The 20,167-nt window shown below is 71.8% G+C and carries 20 protein-coding genes; 12 read left to right on the forward strand and 8 right to left on the reverse strand.

The features are described 5' to 3' along the window. The first annotated feature begins 7 nt into the window (after nt 1–7). The 3 genes from AB0L65_RS13125 to AB0L65_RS13135 are packed head-to-tail and all read left to right on the forward strand — an operon-like array spanning nt 8 to nt 1,652. Entirely contained in the window at nt 8–466 is a 459-nt protein-coding gene (locus AB0L65_RS13125; RefSeq protein ID WP_364244102.1) for a Clp protease N-terminal domain-containing protein, read from the forward strand. A 60-nt stretch (nt 467–526) separates the two neighbouring features. Then, nucleotides 527–1,291 (forward strand): class I SAM-dependent methyltransferase, encoded by a 765-nt coding sequence (locus tag AB0L65_RS13130; RefSeq protein WP_364244104.1) that lies wholly within the window; start codon nt 527–529, stop codon nt 1,289–1,291. Beyond that, nucleotides 1,275–1,652, forward strand: a complete 378-nt coding sequence (locus AB0L65_RS13135) for a VOC family protein (RefSeq protein ID WP_364244107.1) — start codon at nt 1,275–1,277, stop codon at nt 1,650–1,652. Before AB0L65_RS13130 ends, AB0L65_RS13135 begins: the two co-directional genes overlap by 17 nt. On the opposite strand, the gene AB0L65_RS13140 is transcribed toward AB0L65_RS13135, so the two are convergent. Both AB0L65_RS13140 and AB0L65_RS13145 read right to left on the reverse strand, forming a co-directional pair. Continuing rightward, entirely contained in the window at nt 1,646–3,094 is a 1,449-nt protein-coding gene (locus tag AB0L65_RS13140; RefSeq protein WP_364244110.1) for an NAD(P)/FAD-dependent oxidoreductase, read from the reverse strand. The genes AB0L65_RS13135 and AB0L65_RS13140 overlap by 7 nt on opposite strands. 598 nt (nt 3,095–3,692) lie before the next feature. Continuing rightward, nucleotides 3,693–3,866, reverse strand: coding sequence for a hypothetical protein (locus AB0L65_RS13145; protein WP_192790321.1), 174 nt, complete (start codon nt 3,864–3,866; stop codon nt 3,693–3,695). Between the two features lie 105 nt (nt 3,867–3,971). Here AB0L65_RS13145 and AB0L65_RS13150 point away from each other — a divergent pair, with 105 nt between their 5' ends. After that, the gene (locus AB0L65_RS13150; protein ID WP_364244112.1) at nt 3,972–4,754 is read left to right on the forward strand and encodes an SURF1 family protein; all 783 of its coding nucleotides are present in this window, start codon (nt 3,972–3,974) and stop codon (nt 4,752–4,754) included. A 2-nt stretch (nt 4,755–4,756) separates the two neighbouring features. Continuing rightward, on the forward strand, nt 4,757–5,074 hold the full coding sequence (locus AB0L65_RS13155) for a DUF3817 domain-containing protein (RefSeq protein ID WP_350728517.1): 318 nt from the start codon (nt 4,757–4,759) through the stop codon (nt 5,072–5,074). Nucleotides 5,075–5,173: 99 nt separating this feature from the next. Here the strand turns inward: AB0L65_RS13155 and AB0L65_RS13160 are convergent, their stop codons facing one another. The 3 genes from AB0L65_RS13160 to AB0L65_RS13170 form a co-directional block, all read right to left on the reverse strand. Further along, the gene (locus AB0L65_RS13160; protein WP_364244115.1) at nt 5,174–5,368 is read right to left on the reverse strand and encodes a hypothetical protein; all 195 of its coding nucleotides are present in this window, start codon (nt 5,366–5,368) and stop codon (nt 5,174–5,176) included. A 126-nt stretch (nt 5,369–5,494) separates the two neighbouring features. Beyond that, the gene (locus AB0L65_RS13165; protein ID WP_364244118.1) at nt 5,495–6,547 is read right to left on the reverse strand and encodes a protein kinase; all 1,053 of its coding nucleotides are present in this window, start codon (nt 6,545–6,547) and stop codon (nt 5,495–5,497) included. A gap of 27 nt (nt 6,548–6,574) precedes the next feature. After that, nucleotides 6,575–7,429 carry an arylamine N-acetyltransferase gene (locus tag AB0L65_RS13170; RefSeq protein WP_364244121.1) on the reverse strand — a complete coding sequence of 285 codons (855 nt, stop codon included), beginning with the start codon at nt 7,427–7,429 and terminating at the stop codon, nt 6,575–6,577. A 96-nt stretch (nt 7,430–7,525) separates the two neighbouring features. Here AB0L65_RS13170 and AB0L65_RS13175 point away from each other — a divergent pair, with 96 nt between their 5' ends. The 6 genes from AB0L65_RS13175 to AB0L65_RS13200 are packed head-to-tail and all read left to right on the forward strand — an operon-like array spanning nt 7,526 to nt 15,545. Further along, on the forward strand, nt 7,526–8,185 hold the full coding sequence (locus tag AB0L65_RS13175; protein WP_350728657.1) for a response regulator transcription factor: 660 nt from the start codon (nt 7,526–7,528) through the stop codon (nt 8,183–8,185). Next, the gene (locus AB0L65_RS13180) at nt 8,182–11,283 is read left to right on the forward strand and encodes a DUF4153 domain-containing protein (protein ID WP_364244123.1); all 3,102 of its coding nucleotides are present in this window, start codon (nt 8,182–8,184) and stop codon (nt 11,281–11,283) included. The genes AB0L65_RS13175 and AB0L65_RS13180 overlap by 4 nt, the downstream gene beginning before the upstream one ends. Before the next feature lie 8 nt (nt 11,284–11,291). Then, a complete protein-coding gene (locus tag AB0L65_RS13185; protein WP_364244125.1) occupies nt 11,292–12,833 on the forward strand; it encodes a D-aminoacylase in 1,542 nt (513 codons plus the stop codon). A 48-nt stretch (nt 12,834–12,881) separates the two neighbouring features. Continuing rightward, nucleotides 12,882–13,949: an alanine racemase gene (locus tag AB0L65_RS13190; RefSeq protein ID WP_364244128.1), complete on the forward strand. Its 1,068-nt coding sequence runs from the start codon at nt 12,882–12,884 to the stop codon at nt 13,947–13,949. A 9-nt stretch (nt 13,950–13,958) separates the two neighbouring features. Further along, a complete protein-coding gene (locus tag AB0L65_RS13195) occupies nt 13,959–14,339 on the forward strand; it encodes a Rid family detoxifying hydrolase (RefSeq protein WP_185071114.1) in 381 nt (126 codons plus the stop codon). Nucleotides 14,340–14,348: 9 nt separating this feature from the next. After that, nucleotides 14,349–15,545, forward strand: a complete 1,197-nt coding sequence (locus AB0L65_RS13200; protein ID WP_350728524.1) for a hypothetical protein — start codon at nt 14,349–14,351, stop codon at nt 15,543–15,545. Here AB0L65_RS13200 and AB0L65_RS13205 read toward each other — a convergent pair. Further along, the gene (locus AB0L65_RS13205) at nt 15,531–16,079 is read right to left on the reverse strand and encodes a TetR/AcrR family transcriptional regulator (protein ID WP_364244131.1); all 549 of its coding nucleotides are present in this window, start codon (nt 16,077–16,079) and stop codon (nt 15,531–15,533) included. The genes AB0L65_RS13200 and AB0L65_RS13205 overlap by 15 nt on opposite strands. Nucleotides 16,080–16,083: 4 nt before the next feature. Then, complete coding sequence (locus tag AB0L65_RS13210; RefSeq protein ID WP_364244133.1) at nt 16,084–16,698, reverse strand: LysE family translocator; 615 nt, start codon at nt 16,696–16,698, stop codon at nt 16,084–16,086. 103 nt (nt 16,699–16,801) lie between these two features. Here AB0L65_RS13210 and AB0L65_RS13215 point away from each other — a divergent pair, with 103 nt between their 5' ends. Continuing rightward, a complete protein-coding gene (locus AB0L65_RS13215) occupies nt 16,802–19,558 on the forward strand; it encodes an AAA family ATPase (RefSeq protein ID WP_364244135.1) in 2,757 nt (918 codons plus the stop codon). A gap of 7 nt (nt 19,559–19,565) precedes the next feature. On the opposite strand, the gene AB0L65_RS13220 is transcribed toward AB0L65_RS13215, so the two are convergent. Further along, nucleotides 19,566–20,144 (reverse strand): TetR/AcrR family transcriptional regulator, encoded by a 579-nt coding sequence (locus AB0L65_RS13220; protein WP_364244137.1) that lies wholly within the window; start codon nt 20,142–20,144, stop codon nt 19,566–19,568. Nucleotides 20,145–20,167: the final 23 nt, after the last annotated feature.

The raw sequence follows: 20,167 nt of genomic DNA on the forward strand, positions 1-20,167 counted from the left end.
GTTCGCGATGTTCGGCTTTGAGAAGAGCCGGTTCGGCGTGATCGTCAAGGCCGCGTTCGACGAGGCCAGGCAGCGGGGCGACCGGCGGCTGGGCACCGAGCACCTGCTGCTCGGCGTCCTGCACGACGCGGACCTCGCCCGCGCTCTCGGCGTGGACGTGGCGGGCGCGCGGGGCGCGCTCGACGAGCTCGACCGGGCCGCGCTGCGCATGCTCGGCCTGGAGATCGGGGACCTGCTGCCGCGGACGCCGCGCAAGCATCCGCAGGTGCCCGGCACCGCGCTGACGTCGAGCGCCCGCGCCACCATCAACCAGGCCATCAAGGCCACGACGATGAAGACCAGGTCGGCCGAGGCGCCCCGGCAGCTGGTGTTCGCCCTGCTGGCGCAGGGGCGGCCCGACCCGGTCGCGGGGCTGATCGACCACCTCGGCATCGACCGCGCGGCGGTACGCGGCCGCTGCGCATGATGCGGAGCGTATGACGAAATTTGGTTGAACGTCCGGCGGGGCCGCTGACAAGGTCGAAGAATGAGCCGTACGTACGACGACCTCGTCCAGGAGGCCGCCACGGCCTCCGTGGACGGCTGGGACTTCTCCTGGCTCGACGGCCGGGCCAGCGAGGAGCGGCCCTCCTGGGGATACGCCAGGCTGCTCGGCGAGCGGATGGCCGAAGCCGAGGCCGCGCTCGACGTCCAGACCGGCGGGGGCGAGATCCTGGCCGGCGTGCCCGAGCTGCCGGCGGTGACCGTGGCCACCGAGTCCTGGCCGCCCAATCTCAAGCTGGCCGCCTCGCGGCTGCGCCCGCGCGGGGCGTGGGTGGTGGCCGACGACGACGATCCGCGCCTGCCGTTCCGGGACGGCGTCTTCGACCTGGTCACCAGCCGCCATCCGGTGGAGACCTGGTGGGAGGAGATCGCCCGCGTGCTGCGCCCCGGCGGCGCCTACTTCTCGCAGCAGGTCGGGCCGTGGAGCGTCGCGGAGCTGACGCACTACTTCATGGGCCCCCACGACGGCTCCTCCCGCGACCCCGACCGGGCCAGGGCGGCGGCCGGGTCGGCCGGGCTCGAGGTCGTGGACCTGCGGTTCGAGCGGCTGCGGATGGAGTTCTGCGACGTGGGGGCGGTGATCTACTTCCTGCGGAAGGTGATCTGGATCGTGCCGGGCTTCTCGGTCGAGCGGTACGCGGACCGGCTGCGCGAGCTGCACGACCGGATCGAGGCGGAGGGTCCGTTCGTGGCGCATTCCTCCAGGTTCCTCATCGAGGCGAGGAAGCCCGGTGGCCCGGCTGCGTGACGTGGTGGTCGACTGCCGCCACCCGGCGTCGCTGGCCAGGTTCTGGGCGGCGGCGCTCGACGGTTACGCCGTGGCGCCGTACGACGAGGCCGAGCTGGCGCGGCTGCGCGGCGAGGGCGTCGAGGACCCCGAGGACGACCCCACGGTGCTGGTCGAGGGCGGGCCGCCGCGGCTGTGGTTCCAGCACGTGCCCGAGCGCAAGGTCGTCAAGAACCGGCTCCACCTCGACCTGAGCGCCGACGACCTCGACGCCGAGATCGACCGCCTGCGCGGGCTGGGTGCCACGCTGCTGGCCACGTACGACGACTGGGTGACGCTGGCCGACCCCGAGGGCAACGAGTTCTGCCTGTTCCCTCAGTAGATGAGCTCGTACGCGCTGGGCTTGACCCTCCTGGTGCGTGCCCAGTACTCGAAGGTGAAGCCCGGCCAGATCGTCCGGTTCACTCCGTGCTCGTCCAGATACCAGGAGTCGCAGCCGCCCGCGTTCCAGACGAGGGGGTCGAGCCGTTCGCGCAGGCGGCGGGCGAACGCCCGCTGCGCGCCCGGCTTGACGTCCACGGCCCTGGCCTGCGTCCTCGACAGCAGGCGCAGGCAGTCGATGATGTGGCGGACCTGCGACTCGATCATGAACACGACCGAGTTGTGCCCGAGGCCTGTGTTGGGGCCGAGCAGGAAGAACAGGTTCGGGAAGCCGGACGTGGCGATGCCGTAGTAGGTCTCGATGCCGTCCTGCCAGGCGTCCTGGAGCTTGCGGCCGCCCTTGCCGACGATGTGCTGCTCCTGCAGCGCGTCCAAGACCTTGAAGCCGGTGCCGTAGACGATCGCGTCGACCTCGTGCTCGGCGCCGGAGGAGTCCACGATCGAGCGCGGCCTGATCTCGGTGATGCCGTCGGTGACCAGTTCGACGTTGTCCCTGGTGAGGGCGGGATAGTAGTCGCTGGAGATGAGGATGCGCTTGCAGCCGATCAGGTAGCCGGGGGTGAGCCTGCGACGCAGGTCAGGGTCGGGGACCTGGGCTTCGAGATGTCTGAGGGCCAGCTTCTCGTGGGCCTTCATCAGGCGCGGGTCGACGGTGAAGCCGAGCGCCCGCGTCTCCAGGGCCCAGTAGATGGCGTTGCGCATGGTCCTGGCCAGGCCGGGCAGGCCGAGGATCCGGCGGGTGGTGGGGGTGATGGAGAAGTCCGGCTTGGGGTGGATCCATGGGGGAGTGCGCTGGAAGACCGTCAGGTGGTCCACGGTGGGCGCGATCTGGGGGACGAACTGGATGGCGGAGGCGCCGGTGCCGATGACGGCCACGCGCTTGCCGGTCAGGTCGATCGAGTGGTCCCATTCGGCGGAGTGGAAGGCGGGGCCGGTGAAGGACTCGCGCCCCGAAATTTCGGGAAATTTCGGTATATGTAGGGCGCCGATGGCCGACACGACGGCGTTCACCCGCAACGTCTCTCCGTCGTCCGTGGTGACCGACCAGCCGCGCCGGCCGTCGTCGTACTCGAGCGCGACGACGCGCTTGCCGTACCGGATGTGCGGGGTCACGCCGTACTTGTCGGCGCACGAGCGCATGTAGTCCCAGATCTCCTCCTGCGGGGAGAACATGCGGGACCAGCCCGGGTTCAGCTCGTACGAGTAGGAGTACATGTGCGAGGGGACGTCGCACGCGCAGCCGGGGTAGGTGTTGTCCCGCCAGGTGCCGCCCAGGTCGGCGGCCTTCTCCAGGATGACGAAGTCGTGGTACCCCGCCTCTTTGAGCTTGATGGCCATGCCGATCCCGGCGAACCCGGACCCGATGATCGCTAACCCTGGCATCTGACCTCCCGGGGTGGCGCTTATTGGACGATAAATCCAATTTAACGACCCCACCTCACCGAGGTCCAGAGCGACCCCCTCACACCCTCCGCGCCTCACCCCATTACCCGCGCCCGTCCCCTCACCGTCCGCGCGTCCACCCCAGCCCGACACCCCGGCCTCATGGACCCGCCCCGCAGCGCGCACGTCCGGCCCTCGCGCACGTCCGGCCCCCGCGCACTCCCGGCCCCCGCGCGCCCGCTCGGCTGCGCTCGCTTGCCCCACTGCTCGTGCGCCCGCTCTGGCCCCTGCGGCTATCCCGCCCTCTGGGTGCCTCCAGCCTCGCCGCCCCCAAGCGGCCGTTCGCTTGTTCGGGGGCCGTGGCGCGTTCCTGCGCGGGCATGCACGTGGTGCGGAGGCTCTTGCGTGTGGGGTGCTGCGCCTCGGCTGAGGTCCTTGGGAGGCGTCCGCCTCGCGGGCCGGAGCGGCGTCGGCAGGGGAGGCGGCAGGGGAGGCGGGGTGGCCGAGGGCCCGCGCGTCGTTGGGCGGGCCGAAGGGATGATTGCGTGAACGGCGAGAAACCGCCACGGCCCCCGCGGCGGTTCGATCAGATCTGGGGTTACTTCAGCAGGAGGAAGGCGGCGACACCGACGATCACGATCGCGACGACGACCGCGATGATCGGTACGACGGGGGACTTCTTGGGGGTGGCGGCAGCTTCCTGCTCGCGGCGCTGCGCGAAAGCCTTGAACTGCTGGGTGCTGCCCGAAGGATCGATATGCTGGTCAGACATGGCCAGCAGCCTAGCGTGAGCGCCTGTGTCGTTTGCACTGTTTGTTGGTATCGGTAGGCATGGGCTGATTAGGGGACCACCCCACCCGGCGGATAGCTTTGAAACATGCTGCGGACCCTGTTCTCCCCCCGTCTCATGGGGTTGCACCTGCTCACGATCGGGGTCCTCGTCGCGTTCATCCTGCTCGGGCGCTGGCAGCTCGGCGTTTTCCAGGATTCGGGAAAGCCGCACGCCTCCACCGATCCCGGGCCCGTCGCGGTCGGCACGCTCGCCCAGGTGGGCCCGCAGCTGACCGGTGAGCTCGTGGGCCGCAAGGTCACGGCTGAGGGGGTCTACGAGGCCGGCCGCCAGCTCCTGGTCGCCGACCGGCGGGCCGACGTCGACGCCCCCGGCGGCAACGTCTCGCGCGACCGCGGCTACTGGGTGCTCACGCCGCTCCGGCTCGACGACGGCACGCTGATGCCGGTGGTACGGGGCTGGACGGCCAAGGCGGACGACCCCGCGGTCTCCGCGGTGCCGCAGGGCAAGGTCACGGTGGCCGGGCGGCTGCGGCCGCAGCAGGGCACCGACAGCGTGCAGCGGCGCGCGGAGGGTCTGCCCGCAGGCCAGGTGCAGACGGTGTCCACGGGTGAGCTGGTCAACCTGTGGAGCGGCCAGCAGGTACGCGCCGGCTTCGTCGTGGCGCAGCCGCCGTCCGGCTCGCTGGCGCAGGTCGAGATCCAGCCGCCGGTGGTGGGTGGCACGCTGACCTGGCGTAACCTGGCATATGCCGCCAACTGGTGGATCTTCGCAGGATTCGCCGTATTCATGTGGTTCCACTTCGTACGCGATGCCGTACGAACCGATCGGGACCGTGCCAAGTCCCCTGAGATGGCTCTGGAAGGTTAATCGTGGAATCGGCTCTGAAGCCCTTCCGGGTGCTCGCGTACGTGGTCGGCTGCATGCTGCTCGTGCTCTGCGTGGCCATGGTGGTGCGTTACGGCTTCGGCGACCCGACGCTGTCGAAGGTCATCGCGCCCATCCACGGCGGGCTCTACATGCTCTACCTGGTCGCGGTCATGAACCTGGGCATGAAGGCGCGCTGGACGTGGCAGTACATGCTCGGCGTCATGGTCGGGGGCACGGTGCCGTTCCTGTCGTTCTACATCGAGCGCCGGGTGACCCAGCGCGTGCAGACGGAGCAGGCGGCGGCGACGGCGGAGGCCTGAGCGCGCGGCGGACAGCGGAGCGCGCGGCGGACGCCCGAGCCCGCAACGGACGCCTGAGCCCGCGGCGGAGGCCGTGTCCCGGCCCCCGCCGCGCGGAACTCAGTGGCCGATGCCGCGCCTGCGGGCCCTCTTGAGCCGCTCGCGCTGCGACGGGTCGAGCATCAGGTAGCCGACCACGGGAGCGGCGATCACGCCGAGAACGACCAGCAGGGTGATCCATCCGGTCCCGAAGAAGATCAGCGAGAGCAGAACCGCGGCGCCTGCGCCAATGGCGTACTTCTGGATTGGCGACATACTCAACTTCCTCCGAGCTGCTTCCGAACACGGAGCGCGTGCCCCGCCTCTCCTACATTCTGCGTCGCCTGTCCAACGAGTGAGCCCATCGCTTGGTTCCAATCGCGATGTATCTCAACGGGTGCGTCATACCAGCCGGAGGTCGCGGCGGAGCTCATCCGGAGTGGGACGTTCCAACGGATTACCTGACAAAAGACGGAACAACACCTGAGCCAGCGCCCCCGCTCGGGTCAGCGGCGCGCCGGGCGAGGGCGGCACGCCCTCGACGGCGGTGAAGAGCGTGGCGCCCAGGGACCACATGTCGGCGGCCAAGGTGGCGGAGGCCTCCGGGGCCGTGTAGGCCGGGAGCGTTCCCGACCTCAGCAGCGGGGTCAGGTGGGCCCGGCCCCGGTCGTCGATGAGGACGTTGCCGGGCTGGATCCCGCCGTGGAACGCCTCCCCGGCCTGGAGCTGCTCGATCAGGGCGAGCCCCATCGCGGCCACCACGGGGATCGGCAGCGGCCCGAACAGCCCGATGATCACGTCCAGCGGGCGGCTCACGGCCAGCAGTTCCAGGGTCTCGCGGATCACGTCCGTCGCCGGCGCCCCCGCCGGGTGGAGCATGGCTCTGATCAGCGTCCTGAGCGGGTCCGCGCCCTCCGCGGGCACCTGCCCCGGCGGGCGGCCCTCCACCGCGAAGTGCAGCGTGGCAGCCAGGGCCCACAGGTCCGCGGAAGGCAGCATGCTGAGGCTGGGGAAGCCGAAGCCGGTGAGCACCGCCCGGCCCGTCGGGGTGAGCAGGACGTTGCCGGGCTCCACGCGCCCGTGCACGATCCCCGCCTCGTGCGCCGTCGTCAGGGCGGACAGGACGCAGACGCCGACCCTGGCCGCCTGCGCGACCGGCAGCGGGCGGCGGGCGCGTACGGTCTGCTCCAGCGACGCCCCCGACACGAACTCCATGACCAGCCACGGCGTCTGGTCCTCGATCACCACGTCGAGCACCCGCACGATCGAGGCGTGCCGGAGCCCGGACGCACGGCGGGCCTCCTCCAGGGCGGCGTCGCGCAGCTCGGCCGGGACCCGCAGCTCCCTGACCGTGACATCGCGGTGCTCCGACTCGTCGAAGGCCAGCCGGACAGAGCCCGCGGCCAGGGGATTCAGCAGCCGGTAGCGACCGGCCAGCTTCCGGGTCTCACCCATGTCGAGGTGCACGATAGCGCAAGGCTGTCACGTCGCGTCACTGGCCAGCCAGGCCTCATGCGCCTCGTACAGTCTGCGCCAGAGCTTCTCCTTCTCCGGGCCGCTCACGTCCGTGAGCGGGAGCAGGAAGATGTCCGCCAGCGCCGCGTAGTAGTCGCGGGCGTTGTCCAAGGTCACCGAGAGTGTCCGGCCGCCGATGCGCTTCAGCTGGAGCCCGCGCAGGCTGTCCACACCGTACGCGTCCCGTCGCTGGACGGTCGAGATGCGCACGAACCCGGACGTCGGCGACGTCGTCAAATGCCGGTGCATATCGACGAACGCCGACATGTCCGTCGGGGCCGGGCCGAAGTCCATGCCCTCGAACGAGCCGCTCGGATCGTGCTCGAACCGCCAGCCGCCCGGCGCGATCTCCGACGGGCGCAGGACGTACGTGAACGGCCCCTGCTCGTACGTGCCCTCGACCAGCGGCAGCGGTTCGTGGAACCCGTCCCCGAGCCCGAGGTCGGTCAGCCACTCACCGCCCGGATTGTCCTGCGACGGCAGGCCGCGCACGGTGAGCACCAGGTGGTTGGCGGTGATGCCGGGCTCGTCGCCGCGGTTCTGGACCCCGCCGACGTGCCTGGTCACGTCGTACCCCAGCGACCTGATCAGCTCGGAGAACGCGCCGTTGAGGTGGTAGCAGTAGCCGCCGCGCCCTCCGATGACGCGCTCGGCGGACTCGACGGGATCAACGGTGGTGGGGCGATCGAGCCAGATCTCCAGCGCCTCGTACGGCACCTTCTCGAGGTGCGCGGCGTGGAGCGCCCGCAGGTTCTCTGCGCTGGTGGGGGCGTTGAGGAGGCTGGGCAGGCCGATGCGGCGGAGGTATCCGGCAGTGTTCACCAGCCAAGTCTGCACTGTATGTGCACAAATTTAGGAGTGTCGTCTGCACAGGCCGCTTCTAGGCTTTCGTACGTGGCAGAGCAGCGACGCATCCTCGTGGTCGAGGACGATCAGACGATCGCGCTGGCCGTACGGAACCGGCTGGCCGCCGAGGGCTTCGACGTCAGGGTGGCCGGCGACGGGCAGGATGCCCTGATCCAGTACGGCAAGGCGGAACCGGACCTGGTGATCCTCGACCGGCTGCTGCCGGGGCTCGACGGGTTGGAGGTGTGCCGCCGGATGCAGGCGGCCAGGCCGGTGCCCGTGCTCATGCTGACCGCGCTCGGCGAGGAGACCGACGTCCTGGTCGGGCTCGGCGTGGGGGCGGACGACTACCTGGCCAAGCCGTTCAGCATGCGCGAGCTCGTGGCCAGGATCCACGCGCTGCTGCGCAGGGTCGAGCGGGCGGCCCAGCTCGCGGCCGAGGACACGGTGATCAGGGTCGGCGAGGTCGAGATCGACACCGCGGCCCGCCGGGTGTTCGTCGGGGGCGCGGAGGCGCAGCTCACCAGGACGGAGTTCGACCTGCTGCGCCGGTTGGCGGAGCGCCCGGGGCAGGTGTTCGAGCGGGACCGGCTGCTGTCGGACGTGTGGGGCTTCTCGGAGGCGGCGGCGACCAGGACCGTCGACAGCCACGTCCGGGCGCTGCGCCGCAAGCTGGGCTCCGACGTGGTGCGCACGGTGCACGGCGTCGGCTACGCCCTGGTGCGGCGATGAGGCCGCTCGACTTCCTCGGCCGCATCAAGGTCAAGCTCGGCATCGTGATCGTGCTGGCCGTGGGGACCGCGTTCGTGGTGAACGAGGTCGGGCTCAACTCGGGCCTGTCCCGCGAGTTACGCATCGCGGTCGCCGTGGTCCTGGCGTTGATCATGGTGCAACTGCTGGCCACGGGGATGACCAAGCCGCTGCGCCAGATGGCCAGCGCCGCCCAGACGATCGCCAAGGGCCTGTACGGGCTGCGCGTGACCGCCACGTCGCGCGACGAGGTCGGGGAGCTGGCCAGGGCGTTCAACGCGATGGCCGCCGACCTCGGCGAGGTGGACCGGCAGCGGCGCGAGCTCATCGCGAACGTCAGCCACGAACTCCGCACCCCCATCACCGGCCTGCGCGCGGTCCTGGAGAACGTCGTGGACGGCGTCTCCGCCCCCGACCCCGTCACCATGCGGACCGCGCTCGCCCAGACCGAACGCCTCGGCCGCCTCGTGGCCCAGCTCCTGGACCTGTCGCGGCTGGACTCCGGCGTACGCCTGATCGAGCCCGAGGCCATCGAACTGGCGCCGCTGGTCGAGCAGGCGGTGCGCGAGGGGGCGCTGGCCCGCGACGACGTCGCGATCCGGGCGTCGGTCCCCGCCGACCTGGTGGTGCGCGCCGACCCCGACCTGCTCGCGCAGGTCCTGGCGAACCTCCTCGACAACGCGGTACGGCACAGCCCCTCGGACGGGGTGGTGACCGTGACCGTCGCGGCGGAGGGGGCCGGGGTGCGGCTGGCCGTCGCCGACCAGGGGCCGGGGATCCCGGTCGCGGCCAGGGGGCGCGTGTTCGAGCGCTTCTCCCGGCTCGACGCCGGGCGGGCGGCCGACTCCGGGGGCGCCGGGCTGGGGCTGGCCATCGTGAAGGAGATCGTCGAGCTGCACGGGGGCTCCATTCGCATCGACGACTGTGCGGGATGTCGCATGGTGGTCGATTTACCAGGGAGGACGACGATGGCGGAGGTGCCGCTGGAGGGCGGTGAGCGGGGCACGGGGGCCGAGCAGCTGCCGGAGGCTCTGGACGTCGCCGCCTCGACGACGGTGGGTCCCGAGGCCCCCGATCGCGCCGCAGAGCTGGTGGTCACCGTCTCGGCCGGGGACGGCGCCGAGGTGGCAGGCCCGGCGGCCGATGCGGTCGAGGGCGGTGCGGTTTCAGGTGAAGGGTCCCGTGACGCCGCCGGACTCGCGGCTCTCGTATCCCTGGCCACGGTCGGTACGCCCGGCCGCGCCGCCGCCGAGAGCGAGACGGGCGCCGTCGTCGCGCCTGGGCCGGCGGCGGGTGTGGGTGCGTCCGGTGGTGGCGTTGTCGCGGGGGGTGCCGGGGTGCCGGCGGGCAGCGCGTTCGTCAGGATGATCGGGGGTGCGGTCGTCGGTGTGCTGGTCGGGTTCCTGACCGGCCTGTTCGCCGCCGTGCTCGTCAGTGTGACCGTCAGCGACGGGATGGCCCTCGTCACGCTCGTCATGTGCACCGCGCTCATGGGCGCGGTCGGAGCGGGGATGGGGGCCGGGTCCGGACGCCGGGCGGCCGCGGCGGCCTACCAGTCGGCGCAGGTCGCGGCGCCGTACCGGAGTCAGGGAGGGCCGCCGCCGCCCTACGTGCCGCCGCCCCTCTTCCCCAGGCCTGAACTGCCCGACTCGCCCCGCTGGCTGCTGCCCGCGGCGGCCGGGGCCGGGGTGTTCGCGGCGGTGGCATTGCCCCATGCGCAGATCGGGCTGGGGATCGTGCTGGTCGCCATGGTTCTGGGCGCGGCGGCGCTGCCTGCCGTGTTGCGGCGGATGACGCCGTGGACGGTGGCGTTCGGGCTGACGGCGTACTTCCTGATCTCGATGGCGGCGGTGCGCGACGCGGACTGGCTGGTCGCGATCCTGCTCGTGGCGGGGGCCGGTCTGGGCGCGCTGGCCGTGTCGGGAGCCGGGGCCGGGTGGCTCGGCGTGATCAGGGGCGGCGTGTCCGTGATGCTGGCGCTCGGCCCGGTGTCGTGGTTCCTGGCCCAGCCGCTGAAGAAGCTGACCGCCAGGCGGCGCTTCATGCCGATGCTGGCCGCTCTGGGCATCACGGCGGTGCTGCTCCTGGTGTTCGGGCTGCTGTTCGCCTCGGCGGACGCGGTGTTCGCCTCCTTCCTGGAACGGCTGACGACCGCGCCGGACTGGGCGGAGTCGGCGCCGGTACGGATCTTCCTGTTCGGGCTGTTCGCCGTGCTGCTGGCCGCCGTGGTGCTGGTCGCGCTCAGGCCGGTGGTGGACCCCGTGGGGCCGGAGCCGAAGTTCACGGTGAGCAGGAGTGTCTGGATCGTGCCTCTCACGGCGGTGAACCTGCTGTTCGCCTCGTTCGTGGCGGTGCAGATCACGGCGCTGTTCGGCGGCAACACCTGGGTGCTGAAGACGGCCGGGCTCACCTATGCCGAGTACGCCAGGCAGGGGTTCTTCCAGCTCGTGGTGGTCAGCGTGTTCGTGCTGGGCATCGTGGCGGTCGCCAGCGGGATGCTCAAGGTCGAGCGGCGCGAACGCTGGCTGCTGGCCGTGCTGCTCGGCGTGCTGTGCGGGCTGACCATGGTGGTGCTGGCCTCCGCCCTGCACCGCATGAACCTCTACACCGAGGCGTACGGCCTGTCCAGGTTGCGCCTGTCCGTGCAGGCCACGGTGTGGTGGCTGGGGACGCTGTTCGCGCTGGTGCTGCTGGCGGGGGCGGCTCGGCTCCTGGGCCGCGGCTCCGGCTGGCTGCCGCGTACGGTCGTGCTGGTCACCGGGCTGGGCCTGGGCGCGTTCGCCATCGTGAACCCCGATCTCCAGGTCGCCCACACGCAGGTCGAGGTGCGCGGCGTGACCAAGCTGGACTCCGACTACCTGGGCGACCTCGGCGCGGAGGCCGTACCGGCGCTGGACAAGCTGCCGGAGCCGCAGCGCAGCTGCGTGCTGGCCGACGTGGTCGCGGCCAACGGCCTGTCCCGCCCCGACCCCTGGAACGGCTGGAACCTCGACCGGGCCCGGGCTCGCGCCGTGCTGGCCGCCCGGCCGATCGTCAAGTCCGCGGAATGCCCTCCGGCGTATTCGCGCGGCTCTGATTGAATCTTGGTGTGAGGTTCGACGTAGTCATCAACGGCGGCCGGGTGCTCGACGGGACGGGCGCCCCGCCGTACCGGGCGGACGTCGCGGTCGCGGACGGCAGGATCGCGGCGATCGGGAGGCTGGGCGGCGCCGGGGCGGAGACCGTGATCGACGCGACGGGGCGGTTCGTCGCGCCCGGCTTCGTCGACTGTCACGCCCACGGCGACGCGGCCGTGTTCGACCCGGCGGTCCAGCGGGCGGCGCTGCGGCAGGGGGTGACCACGTTCGTGCTGGGGCAGGACGGCCTGTCCTTCGCCCCCGGCTCGGCCGCCACCGTCGCCTACGCCTCCCGCTACTTCGCCGCCGTCAACGGGCCGCTCGACGGGCCGCTCGCCGCCGATGGGCCGTTGACCGTCGGCGAGCTGCTCGGCGGCTACGACCGCGCCGTGGCGCTGAACACCGCGTACCTCCTCCCGCACGGCACCATCCGCTACGACGTCATGGGGCCCTCGCCCGAGCCGCCCTCCCGCGACCACCTGGCGGCCATGCTGCGGCACGTCGAGCGGGGCCTGTCGGAAGGGGCGGTGGGCCTGTCGACCGGCCTCGAATACCTCCCCGGCCGCTACGCCACCGCCGAGGAGCTGGCCGCCCTGTGCGCCCCGCTCGGAGGCCTCCCGTACGTCACCCACATGCGCGCGTACGGCCCTCAGGCCGGCGTGGGCATGACCGAGGTCATCGACATCGCCGAACGCTCCGGCGCCGCCGTGCACGTCTCCCACCTGCACGGCCCCGCGGACGTGCTGCTGCCCCTGGTCGAGGAGGCGCTCGGCAAGGGCGTGGACCTCACCTTCGACACCTACCCCTACCTGCGCGGCAACACGATCCTGGCGATGGTCGTGCTGCCGGGCTCCGTGCCGGGCGCAGAGACCGACCGGGCGCTGGAGATGATCGCGTCCGACGAGCTGGACGGCTGGTGGCCGACGCTCGACGCCGTCTGGCCGCGGCTGACCGTCTCGCACGCCCCGGGGATGGAGTGGGCCGAGGGCCTGACCATCGTGGCGGCGGCCGAACGGGACGGGTCGGCGCCCGCCGAGTTCTGCCGCCGTCTCCTGACGGAGACGCGGCTGGAGGCGGGCGTCGTGTCCGCCCGCCCCGACGAGGGCCCGGAAGGGGAGGAGTCGGTACGCAGGATGCTCCGGCACCCCTCGCACACCGGCGGCTCCGACGGCATCTATGTGGGCGGTCATCCGCACCCGCGGGGTTTCGGGGCGTTCGCCCGGTTCCTCGGTCGGCACGTGCGGGAGCTGGCCGACTGGACCTGGGAGCAGGCCGTCGTGCACCTGGCCTCCCACCCGGCCAGGCGCTTCGGGCTGACGGACCGGGGGCTGGTGCGGAGCGGGTTCGCGGCCGACGTGGTGGTGTTCGATCCGGCGGCGGTGGGCGACCGGGCGACCTACGAGGCGCCGCGCACGCTCGCGGCCGGGGTCGACGACGTGCTCGTGTCGGGGGTACGCGTGCTGGCCGGGGGAGAGCTGACCGGCGCCACTCCGGGGCGTGCGCTCCGTCCATGATTGCGGCGAAGGTCTGAGATAGGGTCGGACGCGGACGAAAGGGGCATTGTGCTCGGGCAGCAGGTCTTCGCGGGTGGACTCGAACTCCCCCTAATGGTCGTGCACCGGGACGCGCTGGAGCACAACATCGCGACGATGGCGGCCTTCGTCCGCGATCACGGCATGGAGCTGGCGCCGCACGCCAAGACGCACATGTCCGCTGAGATCGCCGCGCTTCAGCTCGAAGCGGGCGCCTGGGGGCTCACCGTCGCGACGCCGCGCCAGGCGCGGGTGGTCCGCGGGTTCGGGGTGGGCCGGATCCTGGTGGCCAACCAGCTCGTGGACCCGGCGGGGCTCGACTGGGCCGCGGGCGAGCTGGAGCGGGATCCCGCGTTCGAGCTCCTGAGCTTCGTGGACTCCGAGGCCGGGGTGGACATTCTCGCTCGGCATGCCATGTCCCGGCCGTTCCGGGTGTTGGTGGAGCTGGGGCACGAAGGCGGACGAGCCGGGTGCCGGTCCCTGGAGCAGCTGCTGAGCCTGGTGTCGTACGTGCAGGGGGTTCCAGGCGTCGAGCTGGCCGGGGTCGCCGGGTACGAGGGCGCGCTGAAGACCGCCGACGATGTCCGGAAATATCTGTACTTGCTGCAGGAAGCCGTCGAGTACGTCCGCCTCAAGAACCCGATCCTGACCGTGGGCGGCAGCCAGTGGTTCGACGTGATCGGCCGCGAGCTCGTCACCACCCAGGCCAGGATCCTGCTGCGCAGCGGCGCGTACGTCACCCACGACGACGGCTACTACCGCGAGCGCACCCCGTTCAACCGCATCGACGGGGAGCTGCGCCCGGCGCTGGAGGTCTGGGCGCACGTGCTGTCCACGCCCGAGCCAGGGCTGGCGATCGTGGGCATGGGCAAGCGCGACGCGCCCTACGACGAGGGGCTGCCCATCCCGCGCCGCGACGGCGTCACGATCGTGAAGATGCAGGACCAGCAGACGGTCGTGCGCGCCGACGGGCTCAAGCCCGGTGACCTGCTGGCCTTCGGCATCTCCCATCCCTGCACCGCGTTCGACAAGTGGCGCGTGCTGCCCCTGGTGGACCAGGACTACCGTGTCGTTGGCCAGATAACCACCAATTTCTAGGGAGACACGGTGAAAAAGGAGCTCAGGACCACCGAAGGCGCCGCCCCGATCGGCGCCTACTCGCAGGGCCTCGTGGTGGGGGACTTCGTCTACACCTCCGGCATGGGCCCGCTCGACCCGCAGACCGGTGAGATCGTCGGCGACGACGTGGCCACCCAGACGCACCAGGTCATGCGCAACCTCGGCGCCATCCTGGCCGCCCACGGCCTCGGCTTCGACGACGTGATCAAGTCCACGGTCCACCTGCAGCACCTCGAGCGCGACTTCGCCGCCTACAACGAGGTTTACAAGTCCTATTTCAGCCAGCCGTTCCCCGTGCGCACCACCGTAGGATCCCAGCTGTTGGGCATCCTGGTGGAGATCGACTTCGTCGCTCACAAGAGCGCTTAAGGTCTGCTTGTGGACAGTTCGGTGTACGTCTTCGTCGAGGACCTGCGCGGCGAGGGCGTCGAGCGGGTGCTCGACAGGATCAGCGCGTACGGCGTGAGCGGCATCACCGTCGGTGCCGTCCACCACGCCTCCCGCGACGTCACCCCGCACGGACTGTCCCGGCTGACCATCCGCCACGACGGGGCGCACTTCCCCCCGCCGTCCGATCTGTTCGCCGGGCTCCGCCTGTCTCCCGTGCCCGGCTATCTGAACGCCCTCGATGGGCTTCGCGAGGCTTGTGCGAAGCGGTCCATGAAGCTCCACGGATGGACGGTCTTCCTGCGCAACGCCACGCTCGGCACGAAGCATCCGGACGTGACCGTACGCGACTGCTTCGGCGACCGAGGCTCTCTCACCGACCTGTGCCCCGCCCACCCCGACGTGCGCGAATACGCGGTCGCGCTGGCCAGGGCGGTGGCCAGGCTCGGGGTCGACAGCGTGGTGGCGGAGTCGCTGCACTTCAGGCCGCTCAAGCCGCAGCGCTCGTTCGTGCCGCTGGGGCCGATGGACGCGTACCTGTTCGCGCTCTGCTTCTGCGACTACTGCATGCGCCGCGCCACCGACCTGGGCGTGAACGCCGAGGTGGCGCGCGACGAGTGCGCCAGGATCGTGGGCGGCGTGTTCGACGGCGACCCGCCCGCGCAGGGGGAGGTGACCCGGGCCGCGCTCACCGCGTACGCGGGGCCCGACGTCGTGGCCTACGCGCGGGCCCGGTCCGAGACCGTCACCACGCTGGTGTCCGAGGTGGCCTCGGCGGTGGCCGACGAGGGCTCCAAGCTGGTGTTCATCGACTCGACCGGCGCGGTCAAGGGCTACACGGACGGGCTGCCCACGCCCGGGCTGGCGGCGCACGACGCCTGGCAGCTCGGGGTCGATCTGGTGGCGCTGGGTGACCTCGTCCCGGCCTTCGGGGTGCTGGCGTACGCGCGGGACGCGGCTCGGGTGGCCGACGACGTGGGCGCCTACCTGCGGTCGGTGGGCAAGGACCGGGAGGTGCGGGCGGTGCTGCGGCCCGGCTACCCGGACAGCGACTCGACGGACCGGCTGGTGGCCAAGGCCCGGGGCGCGAAGGCGGCGGGCGCGCTCGCCGTGGACTTCTACGCGTACGGGCTGGTGCCCCACCCCGTGCTGGACCGCATCCCGGCCGCACTCTCAGAAGCGTTGTAGCCCGTCCAGGAGGGCCGAGACGGCCGCCGTGGGGAAGTCGTCGGCGACGGGCAGGCCCCGGAAGACCGCCCGCATCCACACGGCCCCGGCCAGCAGGTCGACGATCAGCATCGGGTCCACCGACCCCTTCAGCTCGCCCCGCCGTACCGCCCGCTCGAAGATCTCCCGCTCCCGCGCGAAGCGGTCGGCGAAGAAGCGGCGGGCGTCCAGCTCGGGATGGCGGACGGCGGCGGCCAGCGCGGCGATGGCGATGTCGCTGGACGGCGGCTCGGTGAGCAGCCGCCGCACCCCCTCGACCAGCGCGACCAGGTCACCGCGCAGGCTCCCCGTGTCCGGCGCCTCGAACCCCAGCACGTCGGCCTCCACCAGCGCCGCCCCCAGCAGCGCGGCCTTGGACGGCCACCAGCGGTAGATCGTCGTCTTGTTGACGCCCGAATGCTCGGCGACCCCCTCGACGGTCAGCCCGTCGTAGCCCTTCTCCGCCACCAGCCGCAACGTCGTATCGAAGATCTCCTGCTGTTTCCTCGGCGCCATAGGGTCATTTTCTCCCGGCGAAGGCCGTGGCCACTCCCAGTCCCAGGTAGACGAAGCCGCTGACGTACCGGAGGGTCCTGGCCCGGGTGGTGAGCCGGGTGCCGAGGGCGCCGGCGGTGCAGGCGTACACGACGTCGGAGATCAGCCCCAGGAGCAGCAGCGTCAGTCCGAACAGCACCACCTGGAGCGCGGGCGAGCCCGCCTCCGGGCGCACGAACTGCGGCAGGAACGCCAGGAAGAACAGCGCCACCTTGGGGTTCAGCACGTTGACCAGCACCCCTTCGAGGAAGACCTTGCGCAGCGGCTGGGGCGGCGGCGCCACGCCCTCCGTCTCCTTGCCGGTGAACGCGCGGATGCCGAGATAGACGAGGTACGCGACGCCGGCCCACTTGACGACCGCGAACAGCGTCGCCGACTGCGAGATCACGTACGACAGGCCCGCAGCGGCGGCCGCGATGTGCACGAGCGTGCCGGTCTCCACGCCGAACGCGCTGGCCAGGCCCGCCGCCCGGCCCTGGGCGAGGCCCCTGGCGGTGATGTAGAGGTGGTTCGGGCCGGGGATGAGCACCAGGGCGAGCGAGGCCGTGATGAAGAGAGCGAAAGTCGTTGGCTGAATCACGAAACAGCAGCGTAAAATGCCTTTGGTATGCAGATGAGGGCCAATCTTGCTTGAGTTTCCTGGACCAATAAGTTTGTCGTCGCAGCGTGGCATAGTTTCTGGCGTGAACGGTCTTCTCGTCGGGCGCTCTACAGAGTTGTCCGGACTTGTGCGGGTGCTGCAGTCGGCAGCCGAGGGCACGGCCGGGGTGGCGCTCGTCGGCGGAGACGCGGGCATCGGCAAGACCCGGCTGATCTCGGAGCTGGTGTCCGAGGCCCGCGAGCGCGGTTTCCACGTGCTGGTCGGCCAGTGCGCCGAGCTGGGAGACGCGCTGCCCTACCTGCCGCTGGCCGACGCGCTGCGCGGTGCCGAGCCGGCCGTGCGCGAGGCCGCCGCCGCCCATCCCATGCTGGGCCAGCTGCTGCCGGGCGTGGAGAGCGCCCCTTCGGCGGGGCTCACGCAGCAGCGGCTGTTCGGCTCGCTGCTGGGGCTGCTGGCCGACGTGCAGCCGGTGCTGTTCGTGATCGAGGACCTGCACTGGGCCGACCGGTCCACCCGTGACCTGCTGGTCTTCCTCAGCCGCATGGTGCAGAGCGAGCGGGTCTGCGTGGTCGGCACCTACCGCACCGACGACCTCCACCGCCGCCACCCGCTCCGGTCTGTGCTGGCCGAGCTGCGGCGGCTGCCCACGGTGATGGGTGTCGAGCTGGGGCCGCTGGGCTCCGGCGACATGTCCGACTATGTCACCACTATGGGTGATGTGGGCGCTCAGGAGCTCGGCCTCATCGTGGCCCGCGCCGACGGCAACCCGTTCTACGCCGAGGAGCTGTTCGCGGCGATGGCCGAGGGCGACAGCCTGCCCGACGGGCTGGCCAGCCTGCTGATGTCCAGGGTCGAGCTGCTGTCGGAGGCCGGGCAGCGGGTGCTGCGGGCCGCCGCCGTGGCGGGCCGCCGGGTGGAGGACGAGCTGCTGCGGGAGGTGTCGGGGCTGCCGCTGGCGGAGTTCGAGGAGGCGGTCAGGGAGATCGTCTCGCGCGGGCTGCTCAGGGTCGACGGCTACGGCTACACCTTCCGCCACGCCCTGCTGCAGGAGGTGGTCTACACCGATCTGCTGCCCGGCGAGCGCACGCGGCTGCACGCCGCCTTCGCCAAGCTGCTGACCTCACCCGCCGAGCTGGCCCACCACCACCTCGCCGGTCACGACCTGGCCGGGGCGCTGGCGGCCTCCGCCGAGGCGGGGCGCCTGGCCGAGCGGCTCGGGGCTCCCGCCGAGGCGCACAGCCACTACGACCAGGTGCTCGGCCTGTGGGAACGGGTCGAGGGCGCGGCGGAGCTGGCCGGGGAGGGCCGGTTCACGCTGGCGCTCCGCAGCGCCGTGTCGGCGGCCGACAGCGGCGACAAGCATCGTGCGATCACCCAGCTCAAGGCCCTGCCGCAGACGTCCGAGGTCAGCGAACGCCTGGCCTACTACCTCTACGAAGCCGACGACCAGCCGGGCGCCATCGCGGCGGCGGAGCGCGCGGTGGAGAGCGCCGACGATCAGCCCGCGCTCGCCCGCGCCCTGGCCACCTATGCCCGCACCCTGCTGTGGAGCCCCCGCCACCGCGAGGTCGAGGCCCTGACCGCGCGGGCCCTGGAGACCGCGCGCGCGGCCGGTGCCAGGGACGCCGAGGTGGGCGCCCTCCTCACGCTGGCCGCCTACGTGGAGCACCAGGGCGACGTGGCCAGGGCTCACGAGCTGATCGAGAGCGCCTCCGCCGAGGGCTCCGGCGACCTGGCGATGGACCTGCGCGCCCATTTCCAGCACGCCCGCATCCACTACGAGCAGGGACTGCTGGTCAAGGCCGCCGAGGTGGCCGACGCCGGCGTCCGTGTGGCGTCCGAGACCGGGCTCAGGTGGAGCACCTACGGCACAGACCTGCGCTTCCTGCGGTTCCTGATCCACTACGTGGCCGGTGAGTGGGACCAGGCCGAGGCGGTCGCGGCCGGCTTCGGCGCCCGGGTGGGCACGCTGCCGGAGGCGACGCTGTCGTCGTTCGCGCTGTTCATCGAGGTGGCGCGGGATCTGCCCGTGGTCGAGGCGCGGCTGAGCTGGGTGCGGCCGTTCTGGTACGACGAGCTGGCCGGATACATCTCCCGAGGCCTGGCCGCCGAGCACGCGCTCTGGCACGGCGACCCCGCGGCGGCGCTCGACCACGTGCGAGCGGTCCTGGCGCCGATGGCCGATGGCTACGCGTGGATCCTGCGGCTGTCCGCCATCGGCCTGTGGGCGCTGGCCGAGCTCGGCACCACCGAGGGCGCCGACGAGCTGCGCGCCCGCGCCCGCCTCGTCGTCGAGTCCGGGCCCACCGGCGAGCCCGGCCATCTGGGGCCCGAGGGGCTGGCCTGGGCGGTGCGGGTGGAGGCCGAATGGCATCGCGTGCACGGGCGGCTCGACGTGGAGCTGTGGCGCCGGGTCGTGGAGGCGTTCGACTTCGGGTTCGTCTACGAGGTGGCGCGGGCCCGCTGGCGGCTGGCCGAGGCGCTGCTGTCGGCCGGCGACCGGGAGGCGGCGCAGGCGGAGTGGGCCCTGGCGCGGGAGACGGCGGAGCGGCTGCGGGCCACGCCGCTGGCCAACGCGCTGCAGGAGTTCGGGCGGCGGGCCCGGTTCGTGCCCGCCGGCGGGCACAGCGGCGGGCATGGCGACGGCGGGCTGACGGCCCGGGAGTCGGAGGTGCTGCGGCTGGTCGCCGAGGGCCTGACCAACCGGGAGATCGCGGAACGGCTGTTCATCGCGCAGAAGACGGTCAGCGTGCACGTGTCCAACATCCTGGGGAAGCTGGAGGTCTCCACCCGCACGCAGGCGGCGGCGGCCGGACGGCGGCTGGGGCTGCTGGCTTAGCGCGAGGTCAGGCGGGCCGGGTGAGGTGGTCGATGAGCAGGTCGATCCTGGCCTCCTGGTGCTCGGCCGGGATCCGCCGGTCGTGGGCCAGAGTGGCCAGGCCGTGCAGGGAGGCCCACACCACCTCGGCGAAGACGCCGGGATGGTGCTCACCGGCCACCGGCTCCAGCGCGAGCACGAACTCCCCGAACGCCGCCCGCAGCTCCTCCGGCGTCTCGTCGGTGGCGAAGGGGATGGCGACGGGCATGACGAACATGGCCTCGTACAGGGCGCTGTGAGTGCGGGCGAAGTCGAGGTAGGCCGTCGCCACCCGGCGCAGCACCGCCTGGGGGTCGCCGCCCGCCGTTCGCGCCGCCCGGAGCTTGTTCGCCAGCTCCACGAACCCCTCGATCGCCACCTCCCGCACGATGGCGTCCTTGCCCTTGAAGTGGCTGTAGAGCACCGGCTGGCTGTATTCGACGCGCTCCGACAGGCGCCGGGTCGTCACGGCGTCCCAGCCCTCGGACTCGGCCAGTTCGCGGGCGGCGGTGATGATCAGCTGGTGGCGCTGCGCGCGTTCGCGTGCCCGGCGGGCGGCTATCGACATACCTCGCACGCTAGCATGACTAG

Source organism: Nonomuraea sp. NPDC052116 (assembly GCF_040680035.1).
GTDB classification, from domain to species: Bacteria; Actinomycetota; Actinomycetes; order Streptosporangiales; family Streptosporangiaceae; genus Nonomuraea; species Nonomuraea angiospora_A.